Source organism: uncultured Porphyromonas sp., assembly GCF_900541275.1.
In the GTDB taxonomy this organism is placed as follows: domain Bacteria; phylum Bacteroidota; class Bacteroidia; order Bacteroidales; family Porphyromonadaceae; genus Porphyromonas_A.
Map to the genome: position 1 here is coordinate 460764 of NZ_UQJH01000001.1, position 19371 is coordinate 480134.

Below are 19371 nucleotides of genomic sequence, written 5' to 3' on the forward strand. Positions count from 1 at the left end.
TAATACCGGTATTAGTCCGAGGGGACAAAAAAGCGTATCTTTGCGTGACAAAAATGCAGAGGTACCCAGTCGTACTTCGCTCAGCGTCCGCTCTGAGGGAAGAGGGGACGCTGAGGAATGAGCAGATACGAGCATGACGAAGAAGAATTATAAGACTTACGATCAGCTAAGCCTCTCGAGTATTGATCGGGAGGTACTGGAGTTGTGGAAGAGAGAAGACCCATTCGAAGCCTCACTCAAGTGGCGCGAGGGGGCACCGAGGTTTATCTTCTACGAGGGTCCTCCCTCAGCTAATGGTATGCCGGGGATACACCACGTCATGGCTCGCACGATCAAGGATATTATCTGTCGCTACAAGACCATGGAGGGCTTCCTCGTCGACCGCAAGGCAGGGTGGGACACCCACGGACTGCCAGTAGAGATCGGTGTGGAGAAGACGCTCGGCATCACCAAGGCAGACATCGGCACCAAGATCTCTGTCAATGAGTACAATGAAGCGTGCCGCAAGGAGGTGATGAAGTATACCGCTGAGTGGCGCAAGCTCACCTCAGAGATGGGCTACTGGGTGGACCTGGATCACCCCTACATCACCTACGACAATCGCTACATAGAGACCCTGTGGTATCTCCTAAAGCAGCTCTTCGAGAAGGATCTGCTCTACAAGGGATACACCATACAGCCCTACTCTCCCGCCGCTGGCACCGGACTTAGCTCCCACGAGCTGAGTCAGCCGGGTGCCTATAGGGACGTAAAGGACACCTCATGCACAGCGCTGATGGAGATCATCAATCCCGCTGAGGAGCTGCAAGGTCATGGGACTGCCTACTTCGCTGCCTGGACCACCACACCATGGACACTTCCCTCCAATATGGCTCTCGCTGTCGGTAGCGGGATCGACTATGTGGCGGTGCAGACATTCAATCCCTACTCCCTCGAGCCGATCACCGTCGTGATGGCGAAGCCACGCCTCTCCGCCTACCTCAGTCCTGAGGGCGATGAGCTGCCGATGGAGGCCCCCGAGAAGGGGAGCAAGGTGATGCCCTACCGCATCGTTGCCCGATACAAGGGGGCCGACCTCATAGGACTGAGATACAAGCAGCTCTTCACCTGGGTAATGCCCGATGAGAGCGCTCTGAGGGTGGTGGCTGCTGACTTTGTCACCACGGAGGATGGTACCGGCATCGTCCATATAGCGCCCACCTTCGGTGCGGATGATAATGCGCTCGGCAAGAAGGAGCAGATCCCCGGCATGATGCTCATTGATAAGGGGGGCAAGGAGGTGCCAATGGTCGATCCCGAGGGGAAGTTTTACGCCCTCGAGGATCTGGACCCACACTTTGTGGAGGAGCGGGTGGACGTCACTCAGTACGGAGTCTACGCCGGTCGCTATGTCAAGAACGCCTACATCGACAAGCCGTCCGATACTGACTCACTTGATATTGACCTCTGTATGGCGCTCAAGGAGAGAGGGCAGGTATACAGGATCGAGAAATTTACCCACAGCTACCCCCACTGCTGGAGGACCGACAAGCCGATCCTCTACTACCCGCTGGACAGCTGGTTTATCCGCACCACGGCAGTCAAGGAGCGACTAATCGAGCTCAATAAGACGATCACCTGGAAGCCGGAGTCTACCGGCACGGGACGCTTCGGGCAGTGGCTGGAGAACCTCCAGGACTGGAATCTATCCCGCTCACGCTACTGGGGCACTCCACTGCCAATCTGGCACAATGAGGACTACAGCGAGCTGAAGTGCATCGGCTCCATCGAGGAGCTCTCCCGCGAGATCGACCTCTCAGTAGAGAGGGGGCTGATGAAGAGCAATCCCCTTACCGATCGAGGCTTTGTCGTAGGTGAGTATACGGACGATAATTACGAGCGGATCGATCTCCACCGACCCTATGTGGATGACCTAATCCTCTGCGATAGTAAGGGACGGCCGATGGTCAGGGAGACCGACCTCATCGATGTGTGGTTTGACTCCGGGGCAATGCCCTACGCACAGCTGCACTACCCCTTTGAGCACCGAGAGATGGTGGATGAGAGGAGCTACTTCCCGGCCGACTTCATTGCCGAGGGAGTGGACCAGACGAGAGGGTGGTTCTTTACCCTCCACGCCATTGCGACAATGCTCTTTGACAGCGTCGCCTACAAGCACGTGATCTCCAATGGTCTCGTCTTGGATAAGAATGGGAATAAGATGTCGAAGCGCCTCGGTAATAGCGTAGACCCCTTCATGATCATGGAACAGAAGGGGGCAGACGCCCTGAGGTGGTATATGATCACCAATTCCTCACCGTGGGACAACCTGAAGTTTGACCCCTCAGGCGTGGACGAGGTGACGCGCAAGCTCTTCGGCACACTGCACAACACCTACTCCTTCTTCGCACTCTACGCGAATATCGACAACTTCGACCCGGCGACAGCTCGCGAGATCCCTCTTGAGGAGCGGCCTGAGCTGGACCGATGGATCCTCTCACGGCTCCACTCGCTGATCACCGAGGTGAAGTCCGATCTCGAGGACTACGAGCCGACAAAGGCCGGTCGCGAGATTGCAGCCATGGTGACAGACCAGCTGAGTAACTGGTATGTCCGCCTTGCCCGCAAGCGTTTCTGGGGCGGTGGCATGACCGATGACAAGCTCTCCGCCTACGAGACCCTCTACGAGTGCCTCGTCACGGTGGCTAAGCTGATGGCGCCCTTTGCTCCATTCTACGCTGATCGTCTATACCGAGACCTCACTCAGGACGAGACGCAGTCAGTCCACCTTACAGACTATCCCAAGGCTGATCCCACAGTGATCAATGCCTCACTGGAGGAGGCTATGGACTATGCTCAGCGGATCTCCGGTATGGTACTCTCACTCCGACGTAAGATGGATACGAAGGTGCGTCAGCCACTGCAGAAGGTGGTGGTACTCACCTCCGATCCTCAGATGATCGAGTCGGTGAAGCACGTGGAGGAGCTGATCCTCTCCGAGGTAAATGTGAAGGAGCTGGTCTTTGACTCCGGTTCATCCGACCTAGTGGTGAAGAGAGTAAAGCCCAATTTCCGTCTCCTGGGACCGATCTTTGGCAAGGATATGAAGAGAGCGGCTGCATACCTCACGGGTATGACGCGAGAGGAGATCGAGGCCTTTGAGACAGCCGGGAAGACCGAGTACGAGGGCAAGGAGATCACACTCGACAGCGTAGAGGTGATCTCTGAAGACGTGCCGGGCTGGCTGGTGCTCAATGAGGGCTCCATCACCATCGCTCTCGATGAGGAGATCACCGAGGAGCTACGCATCGAGGGCCTCGCCCGCGAGATGGTCAATAGGATCCAAAATCTCCGCAAGACCTCCGGCTTTGACGTGGAGGACAAGATCGACATCCGCCTCGAGAAGACCCCGATGACGGAGCAGATCCTCGCGGCTCATAAGGACTACATCTCCACTCAGGTACAGGCTCGATCTATCGAGCCCGTCGAGGGACTCACCTCCGGGGAGCTTCTCGATCTGGATGAGGAGGTCATCCTGCATGCAGAACTAACTATAGTAAATAAGTAAAAGAGATAACCATGGCTACTGTAAGATACTCTGATGAGGAGCTGGAGGAGTTTCGCCAGATCATCAATGAGAAGCTCGAGAAGGCTCGTAAGGACTACGACTCACTCATCGAGTCGATGAACGGAAGCGAGAATAGCGATATCAACGACACCTCGCCCTCGTACAAGAATCTCTCCGAGTCGGCAACTCTCGCCTCTCGTCAGGAGACCGCCTCTCTCGCAGCGCGGCAGAAGAAATTTATCCAAAATCTGGAGGCTGCCCTGATCCGCATCGAGAATAAGACCTACGGCGTCTGCCGCATCACCGGCAAGCTGATCCCAAAGGAGAGGCTCCGCGCTGTCCCCCACGCTACACTTAGCGTCGAGGCAAAGAACGCCGGATACAAGTAATCACAGGTAAGTCTATCGTCTACAGTGAGCGTCAACGACATATCCTCCGCAGCGGATCGACCTGTCACGGACCCAAGAGAGATGCCTGCAGATCGTCCCCACCATCGACTTACAGTCGCTGTGGGACTGGCACTCCTACTCTTGGTCATCGACCAAGCTATCAAGATATGGGTCAAGACCCATATGCAGCTGGGCGAGAGCATCGTGGTGGCAGACTGGTTTCAGATCTACTTCACGGAGAACCCCGGGATGGCATTCGGCTGGGAGCTTTTCGACAAGCTCTTCCTGACCCTCTTCCGCATAGTCGCCAGCGTGCTGCTGGGGTGGCTGGTGGTCTACGTATCGAGGAGGCGGTATGGTCGCGGTGTGCTGACCTGTCTGGTGGCTATCTTTGCCGGTGCAGTGGGTAATATCATCGACTCTATTTTTTACGGTAAGATATTTACCCACAGTTACGGGCAGGTAGCGACGATCTTCCCCACCGCACCGGAAACAGGCTATGGTGACTGGTTTCAGGGAAAGGTGGTGGATATGTTTTACTTCCCCATCATCCACAGTCAGTGGCCCGACTGGGTGCCCGGCTGGGGAGGAGAGGAGCTGATCTTCTTCCGCCCGATATTCAACTTTGCCGACGCCTGCATCTCGGTTGGTGTGATCGCGCTTCTGCTATTCTATAGCGGCTCTTTTGCTCACCTGATGGGTCATATCGGTAGTAAGAAACCTAAGGACAGAGCACCGGAGGACTCCGTCATACGTGATGAGGAAACATCGTAGTCTCTGCAGTCTGATCCTGCTCTCCATCGCACTGGTAGTGCTCCTCTCGCAGTGTCGCCGCCGACCGGATGCGATCCTGACGAGAGACGAGATGAAGGCGGTCACCAAGGACATGGTCTTGGCCCAGTCTTACATCGACAGCAAGTATGGGATGCCGGACTCGGTCCGCGAGGCATACTATAGGAGTGTGCTGGAGAAGCACGGGATCTCACAGGCAAAGTACGATACCTCTCTCGTCTGGTATGGAGAAAATCTCCCGATGCTCACGAAGATCTACAATCAGATCATCGAGGAGCTTCAGCAGGAAGCTGTAGTCTTAGACACCCTCTATCAAGACTCCATTCGCCGTGCCGGGCTCACCTACAAGTCACCGGAGTCGCTCTGGAGCGAGCCCTCGAGGGTCTGTCTCTCGGAGGGAGACAGAGCCTACCGCTTCATGATGTGTGAGCTCAGTAGTGGTACCGTGGCGGGAGGGGACACGCTTGACTTTGGCTTCAATATACTGCCGGGGCTGCTCAGCTCCGGTGAGAGGATCGTGATCTCTTTTGTCACCCTCTCCCGAGACAGCAGCATCGTCTACTCCACACAGACCACACTGGATGGCAAGGGCGACCGACGGATAGCACTCGAGTATGTCACGCCACAAGACACCACAAGCGGGCAGAGCCAGTGGCACCGACTCTTCATCTCCTACTATCGTGACAGGGACTGCCTAAGGAAGATCCCGCTGGTCCTTGATAGTATTTACCTCTCTAAGCGTGAGACTCCGGTGGAGGAGCTACCGACGGAGGAGGAGACTGAAGAGTAAAATTGACTAACTTTGTAACCAAGATCGGCATAGACCTATGGGACAGACGGGAGATATGACACTCATCTACAGTCCTGAGACACTGGACTTTATCCAGCAGAGCATGAATTACCTCGCTCTGCTTGATCCCGAGGTCACCCCCCGATGGACGAGGGAGACGGTACGTGAGTGCCGTGACACGCTGGCAGCTGTGTATGCTGCAGCGACGAGACTTCCAGATCTGGATCCGTCGCTTTTCTTTGGCGAGCTGGAGCACCTCGTCGAGGAGGAGGACTATGAGCGGGTGAGACGTCGCCACGAGCGCTTCTTCGCTGACCGAGACCTATTCCCCGATGCTCTCAACGAGCAGATGCAATACTCTGAGCGCCCGATCAACATCAGTCTCAGTGAGCTGCTTGCCGACCTCTTCCAGGCTTTGGCAGATATCGTCTGGGTCTATAGGCAGCAAAACGAGGAGACGATGGTCCAGTCCATTGCCGAGGCGAGGTACGCTTTTGACCACGAGTGGGGAGAGAAGCTGGCAGCCGTGCTCAGACGACTTCACCTACTGCTCAGCGATCCGGACTTTATGCCCCTCGAGATGCCGGACGATGAGGATGACCTATCGAGCTACGATGAGTGATATGCCTATAGATCGGACAACCATTACCAAGGAAGAGCTCGGGGAGCTGGAGGCGGAGGAGCTTCCGGTGCCGGTCACGATCCTTGACGCCTCGTGCTCGGACGACGAGATAGAGAGCGTCATGGGAGCTCTCTCGAGGTCTGCCGTCCTTGGCCTTGACACAGAGACTAAGCCCTCATTCCATAAGGGCGAGGGGAATAAGGTCTCCATACTCCAGCTCTCCGATCACGAGAGATCCGTAATCATCAAGCTACTGACCTTTGACGGAAAGGAGGACAAGGCATCACGCCTCGCCCCCGTAGCACGCGTGCTAGCAGACGACAGTACGCTCCTTGTGGGGGTATCTATCCACGATGACGCTCTCGGCCTGAGGAAAGACCATGGGCTCGAGTGCCACCAAGTCCTTGAGCTCCAGCTGACGGCCAAGGCCGCAGGTCTAAAGGTCTTCTCTCTCTCCAAGCTCTATGCCCTACTCTACGACAAGCGCATCTCCAAGAGCCAGAGACTCAGTAACTGGGAGAGCGAGAGACTCTCGGAAGCACAGACCAACTATGCCGCACTCGATGCCTATGCCGGCCTCCTGATCTACGACGGACTCAAGGACTTCGTCAAGCCCTCCATGATCGAGAAGAGAGTGGGACCGACCGTGAGAGTACCCAAGCCGAAGAAGAAAGAGACCTCTGCGAGAATACGAAAGCGCAGGGTAAAAACCAAGGTCAGGGGTACGAAAGTCAAAAGTAAAACCACCGACAAATAACTCATCCTATGACCACCCTAGACACCATACCAATACTCCACTTACGCCCAGGTAAAGACGAGCCGATGGAGCGCCGTCACCCTTGGGTCTTCTCTGGAGCTCTTGACCGGAGAGGTACCGACGGGCTGAAGGAGGGAGACTTAGTCGAGCTCAGGAGCTCCACGGATGACTTTGTCGCCCGCGGCTACTGGTCGCCTGAGAACATTGCGATACGGATCCTCACCTTCGATGCCTCGGAGGAGATTGATCAAGCCTTCTGGACTCGGCGCCTGAGGGAGGCTCTCGAGGTGAGGGAGGCAGTCGGCTTGGCTGGAGAGCACGCTGCCCTCCGCTGGATCTATGGCGAGGGCGATGGTCTCCCGGGGCTGATCATAGACCTGTACGACTCCATCGCTGTCATGCAGGCTCACACCATCGGCATCCATCGACAGAGGCACCTTATCTCAGAGGCGATGTCCACGGTGCTTGGCAGTCGCCTGCAAGTGGTTTACTACAAGAGCGCTGAGACGCTGACGGCAAGCTCTCCGATAGAGGGAGAGATCGACGAGCTGCTCATGGGGTCGCTGCCGAGGGAGCAGGAGGTGGTGATCGACGAGCGGGGGATGAAATTTTACCTCGACGTTGTCAAGGGACAGAAGACCGGCTTCTTCTTAGATCAGAGAGACAACCGCTCCCTCCTGAGACAGTATGCTAAGGGGCGGAAGGTGCTCAATATGTTTTGCTACACGGGAGGATTCTCCCTCGCTGCCATGCTGGGAGAGTCTAAGCAAGTGGTGTCCGTAGACAGCTCGGAGCGCGCCATTGACCTGACGGCAAGGAATATGGAGCTCAACTTCCCCGGCAGAGATGACACCCACGAGGAGATCGCCACCGATGCATTTGGCTACTTAGAGGGACTACAGGGGGGAGAGTACGACCTGATGGTACTGGACCCACCCGCCTTTGCAAAGAATAGACGCGTCCTCTCACGCGCACTCAATGGCTACCGTCGGCTCAATCGCATAGCTCTCCAGAAGATTGCCCCCTCGAGCCTGCTCTTCACCTTCAGTTGCTCGCAAGTGGTTAGCCCTGAGAAATTTCAGGAAGCGGTATTTACCGCTGCTCTGCAAGCCGGGCGAGAGGTGAGGATCCTCCATCGCCTTACTCAAGCCGCGGATCATCCCGTGAATATCTATCACCCCGAGGGAGAGTATCTCAAGGGTCTTGTACTCTACGTCAAGTGATGTCCCGTCTCTTCTCTCGATTCGCTCCGCTGCTCCTTCTCATCGGGATGATGTCCTCCTGCATCGAGACGAGGAAGGAGAGAGAGTCGGAGGAGGTCAACTATCGTGAGTGGAGCGAAATCGTCGCCAGTGATACGCTCCGAGTAGGGACGGTCACCTCCCCTACGGACTTTTACTTCTATAGAGGCGAGCCCTTCGGTCTGGAATATCAGAAGGTGTCTCGCTTTGCTGAGGCGCACAAGCTCAAGCTCGACATCAAGGTCACCGGTAGCAGGGATAGTCTTATGGCATGGATCAAGTCCGGGGCCATCGACCTATCCATCACCCCCTTTGCCATGACCTCCGAGATCAGCAAGTCGTATGACTTTGCCGGCATTGTAGACACTATCGCTTTAGTAGTTGTGCAAAATAGGTCCATCACCCCGCTCCTCCGCCAGGTGGACGACTTAGACGGCAAGTCGATCTACGTCTCCTCCAATAGTCCCGCGGAGATGCGCTTGGAGCAGATCGTTGCAGAGGCAGCCCTGGACTCCCTCCATATTCTGCCGGTAGACTCTCTGGGCGATGTGGACCTGATCAAGTCGGTCGCTGATGGAGACAGCATCCGCTACGCAGCGGTAGACTCCCGACTGGCGGGATTATTTGAGCGACACCACCCCACCCTCGACACAGAGCTTCGCATCAGCGTACCACTGCGGTACAGCTGGATGCTACATAGGGGCAATCAGAGTCTCACTGAGCAGATCAGTCGCTTCTTCTCTTCATCTTCTAATGAGGAAGAGGAAGGAGACCCTGACCGCCTGCTTACGATGGAGAGCGGCAATTACTTCAAGGGACTCAGATCCCCCTTCCCCACCCCTACTATCCGGCAGGGAGCGATCTCTCCATACGATGAGATATTCATGCAAGAGGCAAAGCGGCTGGGCTGGCACTGGACCTATCTCGCTGCGATCGCCTTCACTGAGTCTCGCTTCATCCCTGACATCGTGGCTCAATCAGGAGCGAGAGGCCTTATGGGTGTGATGCCTGCTACCGGACGAGCCTATGGGGTGAGTAAAGACCAGTTGCTGGACCCCCTGACAGCAGTGCGCGTGGCTGTCAATTGTCTCCGGGACAATGAGAAGTCCTTTAGCAACATCCGGGACATCCATGAGCGGGAGTGCTTCACTCTCGCAGCCTACAACGCCGGCTATGGTCACGTCCTGGATGCGATGCGGCTGGCACGGAAGTACAGCGCACCGGACAGTGTCTGGAATGGAGGGGTGAGGGAGTACCTCCTCCTCAAGAGCACACCGAAGTACTTCAATGACCCCGTGGTCAAGTACGGCTACGTCCGTGGCTCGGAGACCGTCAAGTATGTAGACAATATCATGCAACTCTCTGCCCTCTACCAAGGAGCAAAGAGCAAGGGAAAATAGTTAGCTAAGAGTATGAAAATAGTAAACTTATCAGAGCAAAACAGCCTCATCAACCGCTTCATTGCAGAGATGAGGGATGTCAATATCCATGCGGACTCGATGCGCTTCCGGAGCAATGCCAGGCGCCTCGGCGAGATTATGGCATACGAGATCAGCAAGACACTCGACTACACGGAGAAGAGGGTGACCACCCCTCTTGGGACCAAGGATATGTACCTGCCCACCGAGGAGGTGGTCGTCGCTACCATCCTTCGTGCCGGTCTCCCTATGCAGAGCGGACTGACTAATTACTTTGACAAGGCTGACAATGCTTTTGTATCCGCTTATCGCAAGGAGGGTGGAGACAGTGAGCTGGGATTTGACGTGCACATCGAGTATCTGGCCTCCCCCTCTCTCGAGGGACGCACGCTGATCCTTGCCGACCCCATGCTGGCGACGGGGAGCTCGATGATGCTTGCCTATAATGCACTCCTCACCAAGGGGCAGCCCGCCACCACGCACTTCGCTGCCATCATCGCCAGCCAGCAGGGTGTCGATATGCTCGCGAAGCATGCCCCTGAGGACTCCACCCTCTGGATCACCGCCCTCGATGAGAAGCTCAATGAGCACGCCTACATCGTCCCCGGACTGGGCGATGCGGGAGACCTCTCCTTCGGGACCAAAATGGACTAAGCGGATATTATACTACGAGCAGAGCCTCCGATGGGACAATCGTCTCGTCGGAGGCTCTGCTCTTTTTGTACTCGGTTAGTCTACACCTTCCGCAGCCAGATGCTCCTCACACTGTGATCGTCACTCTTCTCGATGATGAGATTGGAGCGAAAGCGCGTCGGCTCGATATTCTGGACTAAGTTAGTCAGATTGACATCATCCCATACTTGATTAGCCAGCTTAATAGTCTCTTCCTTAGATAAATCAGCGTAGCGGTAGAAGTAGGAGTCCTTATTCCTAAACGCCGTCTGCTGCAGCTTGATGAATCGATCCACATACCAGCTACGGATCGCAGACTTCTCCGCATCGACGTAGATCGAGAAGTCAAAAAAGTCTGACACAAAGACCGACCGACGTGCTCTCGACGCATCCACACTCGCCTGCAAGACATTGATCCCCTCGATGATCAGCACATCCGGCTGATCCACCTCGTCATACTCCCCCTTGATCACATCGTAGTATAGGTGGGAGTACTTGGGTGACGGGAGGTGACGACGACCGCTCTTGACAGCAGCGAGGAAGTTGAGCAGACTCATCACATCGTAGCTCTCAGGAAATCCCTTTCGGTCGCTTAGACCGCGTCGCTCCAGCTCGGCATTGGGGTACAGAAAGCCATCAGTCGTCACGAGAGAGACCTTTGGCGTCTCCTCATTCATCGAGAGGAGCTTCTGCAAGACTCTCGCCGTAGTACTCTTACCCACAGCGACACTGCCGGCAATCCCGATGACATAGGGAACGGTCTGGAACTGACGATGAAAAAACTCGCCATAGTCGCTCTGCAGATTCTTATGATGCATAATATTTATCTCCAAGAAGCGACACATAGGGAGATAAATATCACTGATCTCCTCTACAGTCAGAGGCTCATTCATCGCATGGAGCTTGCTAATGTCGATCTCGGAGAAAGGAAAATTGGGATGGCTGTCCAGGCTACTCCACTGATCTCGAGTGAATGATTGATAGGGGGAAAAGGTTGCGGTATAGGGTTTCATTGTGCTACAGGCCGATGCTGGATAAGTATTCATCGGCAAAGGTATTCAATTTACCTCTTACGGATGTCCCGACAGCATATGCGAAGAGGGGTGACGCATCTGAGTGGTACAGAAGCCACGCAACTCATTTTGAAGAGCGGGAAACAAAGCACCCGCAAGTGTGTCGCACGATCAAGCCTACCCAGGGAGTGCGACACCCCTACCAGCAGCGCACTCTGCAGGGAAATCTCTAATACCGATATTAGTGAAGTCTAATACCGATATTAGACTTCACTAATATCGGTATTAGATCGAGCGCCTTTCATCGGGCATTGGATACCCCTCCCTATGGCTCCACAGCAAAGGCAATAGAAAGTAGATGAGGAAGTAGTTAGAGTCTATAGAAACTATTGTCACCATCCACCCCGCCAATCCCCCCTCCCAGCACATCAAACTGCGAGCTGGCAAAATATTGATCGACGAGCATTATAATAGGCAAACATAGTTTTTCATGGGATTAAATGAATTGGCAGAGATAGCACACTTGAATGGCTTCTGTAAGGCTCAAATGCGTCACCCTTACAGACGTGAAGTCAAAGACCGACCGGAACTCACTTGTTTATTGCTAATGGTCAAAGCGCAGAAGTTAAACATCTCTAAGTCGATGATCAAACCGGGCATACTATTTGCAAAGTGTTAATTAGGCACTTCCTGACTATTGACTACAACAGGTTTAATCCGTTTATTTGTCTGGAAATAGAACTAATAAGACAACATAGATTCGTATGAAAGCAAAAGACATCATCCTTACCAGCGTGCTGGTGGTCGCCTGCTCGACCCTCAGCGCGATAGGGGGAGCTGCCATCACGAAGCACGGCAGTGACTCCTCAGAGGCTTATGAGACCACCGAGCCAGCTAAGTCCTCAAGGGCCTACATGGCCTCGACCCCGCCCAACTTTGTAGAAGTGGCAGAGAGAACCATAGATGGCGTGGTCAACATACGCACAGAGAAGGCTGTGAGAATGGCACAGGAGAGGTTTTTTGATCCTTTTGAGTTCTTCTTCGGCATCCCCTCCCAGCGAGATCCTCGGCAGGAGGGACGCTCCAGACAGGAGACTCCCAAGCAAGTAGAGATCGGGTCAGGCGTGATCATCAGCCGAGATGGATATATCGTCACCAATAACCACGTCATCGATGGCGCTGACGACGTCTACGTCACGACCAATAGCAACGAGGAGTATAAGGCCAAGGTGGTCGGCACCGACCCCTCCACCGACCTCGCCTTGATCAAGATCGAGAGTGGCAAGGAGCTGACTGCCATCCCCTTCGGCAATAGCGATGACCTCCGCGTCGGAGAGTGGGTACTGGCGATAGGTAACCCCTTCAACCTCCGTAGTACGGTGACTGCCGGTATCGTCAGCGCCAAGGGGCGCGCTGCAGGGAGCGGTCAGGGATCACTCCAGGTGGGCTCCTTTATCCAGTCCGATGTGGCCGTCAATCCCGGCAACTCCGGCGGAGCCCTAGTCAATATGGCAGGCGAGCTGATCGGCATCAATACGATGATCTACTCCAGCACCGGTAACTACGCCGGGATCTCCTTTGCCATCCCCACCTCGATAGTCCACAAGGTGGTCGGTGACCTGAAGGAGTATGGTACCGTCCAGCGCGCCGTCCTCGGCATTGCCGGTACCAACATCACCTCTGCCGCCACCGAGAAGTACGACCTCAAGGTCTCTCAGGGCGCTTTAGTGATGGAGGTGGCAGACAGGAGCTCGGCGAAGCAGGCCGGTCTCACGGAGGGTGATGTGATCACCTCCATCGACGGGCACAGCATCTCCACAATGTCGGACCTCCAGGAGGCTATCTCTACCCACAAGCCGGGTGACAAGGTCCGGATGTCTGTGGACCGTAAGGGAAAGACTATGACGATCGACCTCGTACTCAAGAATAGCGAGGGAAATACCGATGCCGTGACTCGGATCGACGAAAGCTCGATCGGTGCTGCCTTCCTGGAGCTCAGCGACAAGGAGATGAGCGACCTCGGGATCTCCTACGGAGTAAAGGTAGTCGGTGTCGACAGGGACGGAAAGTTTTTCCGTGCCGGCATCCGCAAGGGAGACGTCATACTCGCTGTCAATAACCTCCGCGTGAGCAAGAAGGACGATGTGGAGAAGGTGGTGAGTGACGTGGTGAAGAGCAGCAGCGACAAGGTCCTCTTCGTCAAGCTGCTTAATACCAATGGGCGCATCAATTACGTAGCTGTGGATCTCCGCGACTAATACTACCGGGTCTATACACAAGCGCACCCCGGTGGATGTATGTCCACCGGGGTGCTTTGCATTTAAGCGAATCGAATGTGCGACTGGGGACGACTCGGCAAGTCCTTCACTCCATCTCCACCGGCCACCTCTACCAAAAGTCCATTGAGTCAGCCCCAGCCATGAAGACGCCAAGCACATCCGATGGTCACACCAAGATCCGAGCGTGTTTCCTCTACAATGCAAGGGGCAGATTGTCTATCGGCATAAGATTTTGTACCTTTGCAAGGGTAAGAGATGAGAGGACCCCTGAGTCTTCTCATTTTGTTTCCATATACAGACCTGATGATAGACGTAAAGGACATACAGTCAGCCCTCGAGGAATACCTGTCGGGGCGAGACGACCTCTATATAGTAGCGGTCGATGTGCGCGCTGGCAACATGATCAGTATCACCATTGACAGTGATCACGACTCGATCTCGCTCAACACAATCACGGCGCTCTCCCACTATATCGAGGAGCGCTTTGACCGCGACGTGGAGGACTATGAGCTGACCGTGACCAGTGCCGGGCTCACATCGCCCCTTCGGCTTCCACGGCAGTACCGCAAGTACATCGGTGAGCCGATCATTGTCACCCTGCGTAGCGGAGGTATTGAGAAAGGAACGCTCGTAGCAGTGGACGAGGAGGGGTTTGAGATGGAGGTTATCCGGATGGAGAAGCACGAGGGCGACAAGCGTCGCAAGGGCTACTCCACCCCGCTTCACCTTACATACGACGAAGTGAAGACGGTCGTCTACGACCTGAAGTTTTGACAACAAAGCGCATACAATAGTATACATGGCAAAGAGAATACAGGCAACAATGATGGAGGCTCTGGGAGACTACATGAGCCAGAAGGACATCGACCAAGGGACACTCATCAAGGTACTTGAGGAGTCTCTCCGTAGTGCGATCGCAAAGATGTACGGTACGGATAACAACTTCGATGTCATCATCAATCCTGAGGAGGGAGATGTCGAGATCTGGCGCAATAGGATCATCGTCCCCGATGGCGAGGTCCACGACCAGATGAAGGAGGTCTCCCTCAGCGATGTACGCTCACAGGGCGAGGAGGACCTCGAGGAGGGCGAGGAGTACACTGACAAGGTCTCATTTGAGAGCTTTGGTCGTCGTGCCATCCAGAACCTCCGCCAGTCTCTTGCCTCCAAGGTGCTGGAGCTGGAGAAGGACACTCTCTATGCCAACTACAGCAAGCGTGTCGGTGAGCTGATCACTGCCGAGGTCTACCAGACCTGGAAGCGCGAGTTGCTTCTCCTCGATGGGGACGGCAACGAGCTCATCATGCCCCGCTCACTGATGATCCCCAGGGACCGCTTCCAGAAGGGCGACCACGTCACCGCCTGCATCGAGCGCGTAGACTATAATAACAACAACCCCAAGATCATCCTCAGCCGGACCAGTAATGAATTTCTGTCTCAGCTCTTTGCCCGCGAGGTGCCTGAGATCCAGGATGGTCTGGTGATGATCAAGCGCGTCGCACGCATCCCCGGCGATCGTGCCAAGGTGGCAGTCGAGAGTGTCGACAGTCGTATCGACCCGGTCGGTGCCGTCGTGGGGGTACGCGGCTCACGCATCAGGGGCGTCGTGGCAGAGCTTCGCAATGAGAGCATCGATGTGCTGCAGTACACCGACAATGACCAGCTCCTGATCCAGCGAGCCCTCAGCCCGGCACAGAATGCCGACGTACGGATCAACCCCGAGGAGAAGCACGCTGATGTTTACCTCGCCCAAGAGGAGATCCGCAATGCCGTCGGTCGCAGCGGTTACAATATCAAGCTGGCAATGATGCTGACCGGCTATGAGATCGACATTTATAGAGATGAGGCACAGGGCATCGACGAGGAGGACCTCTTCCTCACCGAGTTTGACGACGAGATCGATCCCTGGATCATCGATGTATTTACCGCCATCGGTTGCGACACTGCCAAGAGCGTCCTCCGTCACAGTCGCGAGGATCTGGTTCGCGCCACTGACTTGGAGGAGAAGACGATCGACTATGTCCTGCAGGTGCTGATGGCTGAGTTTGACGACAATGAGCTGCCAGCAGACGAGTTCCCCGACCTACCCGAGCGCGATCCCAATTTCCGCCAATTCCCTATCGAGTCCCATGAGAAACCGGTAGCGGAAGAGGCGCAGGAGGAGCAGCTCCCCGAGACGGAGAGCACGCCCAAGGGGGAGGATGGTGTGACCGAGGAGTAAGACCTCTGCCCAACCCACCTAGAACCCATCCTGCAAAAAATACAGATACTGAGAGAATAAAGAGAAATATATGCCCGCAATCAAAATAAATAAGGTCGCACGAGACTTAAACGTTGGAGTAAGTACGCTTAGTTCGTTTCTAAGCAAGAAAAACCCCAATGGGGACTACAAGAGTCCCAATACTAAGCTGACTACGGCTGAGCTGAAGACTGTCCTCGAGGAGTACGGTAGCGATCTGAGTGCGGACGACAAGAAGCGACTCACCGAGAGCTACCTCTCTAAGTCTCCCAAGGCAGATACACCTACGGAGCCGGCTAAGGAACAGGCGACTGCCAAGGTCGAGCCTGCACCTGATACTAAGCCACAGCCTTCCTTTGTCAAGGGGCACCTCCAGCTCGATGAGAAGGGGCGTGTGATCCCCGGCTCGTCGAAGAAGGAGGAGCCAAAGAAGGTCCCTGCTCCGGAGCCCAAGAAAGAGCAAGCTAAGGTGGAGCAGGAGACGCCCGCCAAGCCCACTCCCGATACCAAAAAGACGAAGGAGCCCAAGACGCCTGAGGTCGCTAAGCCGGCAGAGGAGCCTCGCATGCCCGCCTCTCCCAAGGTCGAGCAGCCCAAGCAGGAGACGCCTAAGGAGAAAGAAAAGCCTCAGGTAGAGAAAAAAACGGCGGCAGAGACAAAGCCGGAGACAAAGCCGGAGAGTGTCAAGCCCTCCCAGCCTGCTGAGGAGAAGCCTATGCCCGAGAAGGAGACGAAGAAAGCCGACACACAGAAGCCTTCTTCAGCTATTAAGGAGCAGGAGAAGCCAGCAGCTAAGGACGACAACGAGCCCAAGGAAGACGATGGTGTATTCCGCCTCGGCACAACCGATGATATGGGACTCACTGTCGTCGGCAAGATCGACCTCTCCAAGATAGATCCCAAGACCTCAAAACGCAAGCGCAAGCGGATCAAGGGCAATAAGGTCGACATCGACAAGCAAGCCAAGCAGGATAGTGGTAAGGGTGCCAGTAAGGACACCAACAACCGTCGCAACAAAGATGCGAGAGGTACCAACGCTAACAACTCCGGAAACAACCGCAATAACAAACCCGCAGTAGCCACCAATCCCAAGAAGGGTCGCAAGAGTCGCCGTCGGGAGGAGCAGCAGGAGATCACACAGGAGGATATCCAGAAGCAGATCAAGAAGACTATGGCGGCCATGCAGGGACGTGGTCACCGACCCGGCAAGACTGCAGCACAGTATCGCCGCGAGAAGCGCGAGGCTCGTCAGGAGGAGGCTGAGGAGCTACTGAGAGCACAGGAGGGCGAGAGCAAGAAGCTCAAGCTGACTGAGTTCGTCACCGTTAATGACCTCGCCAAGATGCTTGACATCCCCGTCAATGACATCATCGTTTACTGCTTTAATCTCGGCCTCATGGTCTCCATCAACCAGCGTTTGGAGAAGGATCAGATCGACCTTATCCTTGACGAGTATGGGTACGAGGCGGAGTATGTCGATGCCCAGGCTATGCAGGCGATCGAGACTCAGGAGGATAAGCCTGAGGATCTTGAGCCTCGTGCACCGGTAGTGACTGTGATGGGTCACGTCGATCATGGTAAGACCTCTCTCCTCGATGCCGTGCGCAAGTCCGACGTCATCTCCGGTGAGGCGGGCGGCATCACCCAGCACATCGGTGCCTATAGGGTGACCCTCGAGGGGGGACGCAAGCTCACATTCGTCGATACTCCCGGTCACGAGGCCTTTACTGCTATGCGTGCTCGCGGAGCCAAGGTAACGGATATCGTCATCATCGTCATCGCAGCCGATGATGGTATCATGCCTCAGACCAAGGAGGCCATCTCTCACGCCTCTCTTGCCGGTGTGCCGATCGTCTTTGCCATCAATAAGGTGGACAAGCCGGGGGCTAAGCCCGATATGGTGCGCGAGCAACTCGCTGCCATGAATTACCTCGTAGAGGATTGGGGAGGCAAGTATCAGTGCCAGGAGATCTCCGCTAAGAAGGGGATCGGTGTACAAGAACTGCTGGAGAAGGTCCTCTTAGAGGCAGACCTCCTTGAGCTAAAGGCCAACCCGAATAAGCTCGCCAAGGGGTCCGTCCTTGAGAGTACGCTTGAGCAGGGTCGTGGCTACACCACCAAGGTCCTGATCCAGGAGGGTACACTTCACAATGGAGACTACATCGTCGCCGGAGCCAACTATGGTCGTGTGAAGGCACTCTTCGATGAGTACGGCGATACAGTCGAGTCTGTCGGACCATCCATGCCGGTCAAGGTACTTGGACTCAATGGTGCCACGCCTGCCGGTGAGACCCTCAACGCCCTCGAGACAGAGGCTGAGGTAAGAGACATCGCTCGTCAGCGCGAGCAGCTCCAGCGTGAGCAGAAGGAGCGCACCCAGCACCTGCCAAGTCTGGAGACCTTCAGCCGACAGATCAAGGACGGCGATGTACAGGAGCTCAATATCATCGTCAAGGGAGATATGGACGGCTCCGTCGAGGCGCTATCCGACTCGCTGGTTAAGCTCTCGACCGAAGAGATCCGCGTGAACGTGATCTACAGTGCTGTCGGTGCCATCAGCCAGAGCGACGTAGACCTCGCAGCCGCCTCAGATGCACTGATCGTAGGCTTCCAGGTACGTCCTGCTCAGGGCGCTAAGCGCGCCGCCGAGGACGAGGGAGTGGAGATCCGCTTCTACTCGATTATCTATGATGCGATCGAGGACGTCAAGTCCGCTATGGAGGGGATGCTCTCTCCGGAGATCAAGGAGCAGGTCACTGCAACCCTCGAGGTGCGCAAGGCCTTCCGCATCCCCAAGGTGGGTACCATCGCCGGATGTATGGTGGAGCATGGCAAGGTATCGCGTGACAATAAGGCTCGCGTGATCCGCGATGGCATCGTGATCCATACCGGTCCGCTGGTGAGCCTGAAGCGCTTCAAGGACGACGTCAAGGAGGTTACCACCGGTCTGGAGTGTGGTCTCTCCATTAAGGACTATGATGACATCCAGGCAGGAGATCAGATCGAGACCTTCGAGGAATTCACGGTCAAGCGAAAGCTGGAGTAATACGACAGTAGCAGCAAGGGAGAGCACAAGATGCCGTGGTTTGATATTGCAGTCGGCTTACTATTGCTCAATGGGCTATTTGCGGGGTGGCGTCTGGGATTTTTCGCCTCTGCCCTCCGCTGTCTGAGCCTTGTCCTTGCCCTCTATCTCACTGGGCTGATCCGGTCAGCAATCTCCTTTTCGCCATCGATCTCGGTACTCTCCATGGTGATCACCTTTGCGGTGGCACTCTGGCTCAGTCGCCTGCTACTGAACCTAGTCACCGGATCCTCCTATGGACGCTTCGGACTGCCGGACAGTCTCCTCGGGGCGCTGACCAATACACTATTCACGGCGGTGATGCTCTGGATCGTCTGCATGGTGATCCTGAGTCTCAGCCCCGATACGGAGTGGATCAGAGGCTCACAGGCCTACCCACTCCTGGATGAACTGGTCGGGCCGATCGCTCCCTCACTGAGGGATGTGCTGAGCCCTACCTCACCCTTAGAGCCGCCTGCGACAGAGGTCACTGATCTCTGACGGAGGGAGCTATTTTTATATCCTTCCCTCCTCGGAGGGACTATATA

General features: G+C 55.4%; 15 protein-coding genes. 14 read left to right on the forward strand and 1 reads right to left on the reverse strand.

Annotated elements, in window-relative coordinates:
• Window positions 1–133: 133 nt before the first annotated feature.
• The 9 genes from ileS (at window position 134) to upp (ending at window position 10210) form a co-directional block, all read left to right on the forward strand.
• Window positions 134–3547, forward strand: coding sequence for an isoleucine--tRNA ligase (gene ileS, locus QZR17_RS01835; RefSeq protein WP_297126893.1), 3414 nt, complete (start codon window positions 134–136; stop codon window positions 3545–3547).
• Between the two features lie 11 nt (window positions 3548–3558).
• Window positions 3559–3936, forward strand: coding sequence for a TraR/DksA C4-type zinc finger protein (locus tag QZR17_RS01840; protein ID WP_297126895.1), 378 nt, complete (start codon window positions 3559–3561; stop codon window positions 3934–3936).
• Between the two features lie 81 nt (window positions 3937–4017).
• Window positions 4018–4710, forward strand: coding sequence for a lipoprotein signal peptidase (locus tag QZR17_RS01845; protein WP_297126898.1), 693 nt, complete (start codon window positions 4018–4020; stop codon window positions 4708–4710).
• The gene (locus tag QZR17_RS01850) at window positions 4694–5518 is read left to right on the forward strand and encodes a DUF4296 domain-containing protein (protein WP_297126901.1); all 825 of its coding nucleotides are present in this window, start codon (window positions 4694–4696) and stop codon (window positions 5516–5518) included. Before QZR17_RS01845 ends, QZR17_RS01850 begins: the two co-directional genes overlap by 17 nt.
• A gap of 37 nt (window positions 5519–5555) precedes the next feature.
• The gene (locus QZR17_RS01855) at window positions 5556–6140 is read left to right on the forward strand and encodes a DUF5063 domain-containing protein (protein WP_297126904.1); all 585 of its coding nucleotides are present in this window, start codon (window positions 5556–5558) and stop codon (window positions 6138–6140) included.
• On the forward strand, window positions 6115–6897 hold the full coding sequence (locus QZR17_RS01860; protein ID WP_297126907.1) for a 3'-5' exonuclease: 783 nt from the start codon (window positions 6115–6117) through the stop codon (window positions 6895–6897). Before QZR17_RS01855 ends, QZR17_RS01860 begins: the two co-directional genes overlap by 26 nt.
• Window positions 6898–6905: 8 nt before the next feature.
• Window positions 6906–8120, forward strand: coding sequence for a class I SAM-dependent rRNA methyltransferase (locus tag QZR17_RS01865; protein ID WP_297126909.1), 1215 nt, complete (start codon window positions 6906–6908; stop codon window positions 8118–8120).
• Entirely contained in the window at window positions 8120–9538 is a 1419-nt protein-coding gene (locus tag QZR17_RS01870) for a transglycosylase SLT domain-containing protein (protein WP_297126912.1), read from the forward strand. The genes QZR17_RS01865 and QZR17_RS01870 overlap by 1 nt, the downstream gene beginning before the upstream one ends.
• A gap of 12 nt (window positions 9539–9550) precedes the next feature.
• Window positions 9551–10210, forward strand: a complete 660-nt coding sequence (gene upp, locus QZR17_RS01875) for a uracil phosphoribosyltransferase (protein ID WP_297126915.1) — start codon at window positions 9551–9553, stop codon at window positions 10208–10210.
• An 80-nt stretch (window positions 10211–10290) separates the two neighbouring features.
• Here the strand turns inward: upp and coaA are convergent, their stop codons facing one another.
• Entirely contained in the window at window positions 10291–11241 is a 951-nt protein-coding gene (gene coaA / locus QZR17_RS01880) for a type I pantothenate kinase (RefSeq protein WP_297126918.1), read from the reverse strand.
• Window positions 11242–12005: 764 nt separating this feature from the next.
• Between coaA and QZR17_RS01885 the strand changes: the two genes are divergently transcribed.
• From QZR17_RS01885 to QZR17_RS01905, 5 genes are all read left to right on the forward strand, one after another.
• On the forward strand, window positions 12006–13499 hold the full coding sequence (locus tag QZR17_RS01885; RefSeq protein ID WP_297126922.1) for a Do family serine endopeptidase: 1494 nt from the start codon (window positions 12006–12008) through the stop codon (window positions 13497–13499).
• Window positions 13500–13823: 324 nt separating this feature from the next.
• Window positions 13824–14294, forward strand: a complete 471-nt coding sequence (rimP, locus tag QZR17_RS01890; RefSeq protein ID WP_297126924.1) for a ribosome assembly cofactor RimP — start codon at window positions 13824–13826, stop codon at window positions 14292–14294.
• Between the two features lie 25 nt (window positions 14295–14319).
• Window positions 14320–15741, forward strand: a complete 1422-nt coding sequence (gene nusA, locus QZR17_RS01895; RefSeq protein ID WP_296162038.1) for a transcription termination factor NusA — start codon at window positions 14320–14322, stop codon at window positions 15739–15741.
• A 70-nt stretch (window positions 15742–15811) separates the two neighbouring features.
• Window positions 15812–18805: a translation initiation factor IF-2 gene (gene infB / locus QZR17_RS01900; RefSeq protein ID WP_297126927.1), complete on the forward strand. Its 2994-nt coding sequence runs from the start codon at window positions 15812–15814 to the stop codon at window positions 18803–18805.
• Window positions 18806–18835: 30 nt separating this feature from the next.
• Window positions 18836–19324, forward strand: a complete 489-nt coding sequence (locus QZR17_RS01905) for a CvpA family protein (RefSeq protein WP_297126931.1) — start codon at window positions 18836–18838, stop codon at window positions 19322–19324.
• Window positions 19325–19371: the final 47 nt, after the last annotated feature.

Coding starts and splice junctions, on each gene's coding strand:
- ileS (WP_297126893.1), top strand. CDS start 134: ATGACGAAGAAGAATTATAAGACTTACGATCAGCTAAGCCTCTCGAGT.
- QZR17_RS01840 (WP_297126895.1), top strand. CDS start 3,559: ATGGCTACTGTAAGATACTCTGATGAGGAGCTGGAGGAGTTTCGCCAG.
- QZR17_RS01845 (WP_297126898.1), top strand. CDS start 4,018: ATGCCTGCAGATCGTCCCCACCATCGACTTACAGTCGCTGTGGGACTG.
- QZR17_RS01850 (WP_297126901.1), top strand. CDS start 4,694: ATGAGGAAACATCGTAGTCTCTGCAGTCTGATCCTGCTCTCCATCGCA.
- QZR17_RS01855 (WP_297126904.1), top strand. CDS start 5,556: ATGGGACAGACGGGAGATATGACACTCATCTACAGTCCTGAGACACTG.
- QZR17_RS01860 (WP_297126907.1), top strand. CDS start 6,115: ATGACCTATCGAGCTACGATGAGTGATATGCCTATAGATCGGACAACC.
- QZR17_RS01865 (WP_297126909.1), top strand. CDS start 6,906: ATGACCACCCTAGACACCATACCAATACTCCACTTACGCCCAGGTAAA.
- QZR17_RS01870 (WP_297126912.1), top strand. CDS start 8,120: ATGTCCCGTCTCTTCTCTCGATTCGCTCCGCTGCTCCTTCTCATCGGG.
- upp (WP_297126915.1), top strand. CDS start 9,551: ATGAAAATAGTAAACTTATCAGAGCAAAACAGCCTCATCAACCGCTTC.
- coaA (WP_297126918.1), bottom strand. CDS start 11,241: ATGAAACCCTATACCGCAACCTTTTCCCCCTATCAATCATTCACTCGA.
- QZR17_RS01885 (WP_297126922.1), top strand. CDS start 12,006: ATGAAAGCAAAAGACATCATCCTTACCAGCGTGCTGGTGGTCGCCTGC.
- rimP (WP_297126924.1), top strand. CDS start 13,824: ATGATAGACGTAAAGGACATACAGTCAGCCCTCGAGGAATACCTGTCG.
- nusA (WP_296162038.1), top strand. CDS start 14,320: ATGGCAAAGAGAATACAGGCAACAATGATGGAGGCTCTGGGAGACTAC.
- infB (WP_297126927.1), top strand. CDS start 15,812: ATGCCCGCAATCAAAATAAATAAGGTCGCACGAGACTTAAACGTTGGA.
- QZR17_RS01905 (WP_297126931.1), top strand. CDS start 18,836: ATGCCGTGGTTTGATATTGCAGTCGGCTTACTATTGCTCAATGGGCTA.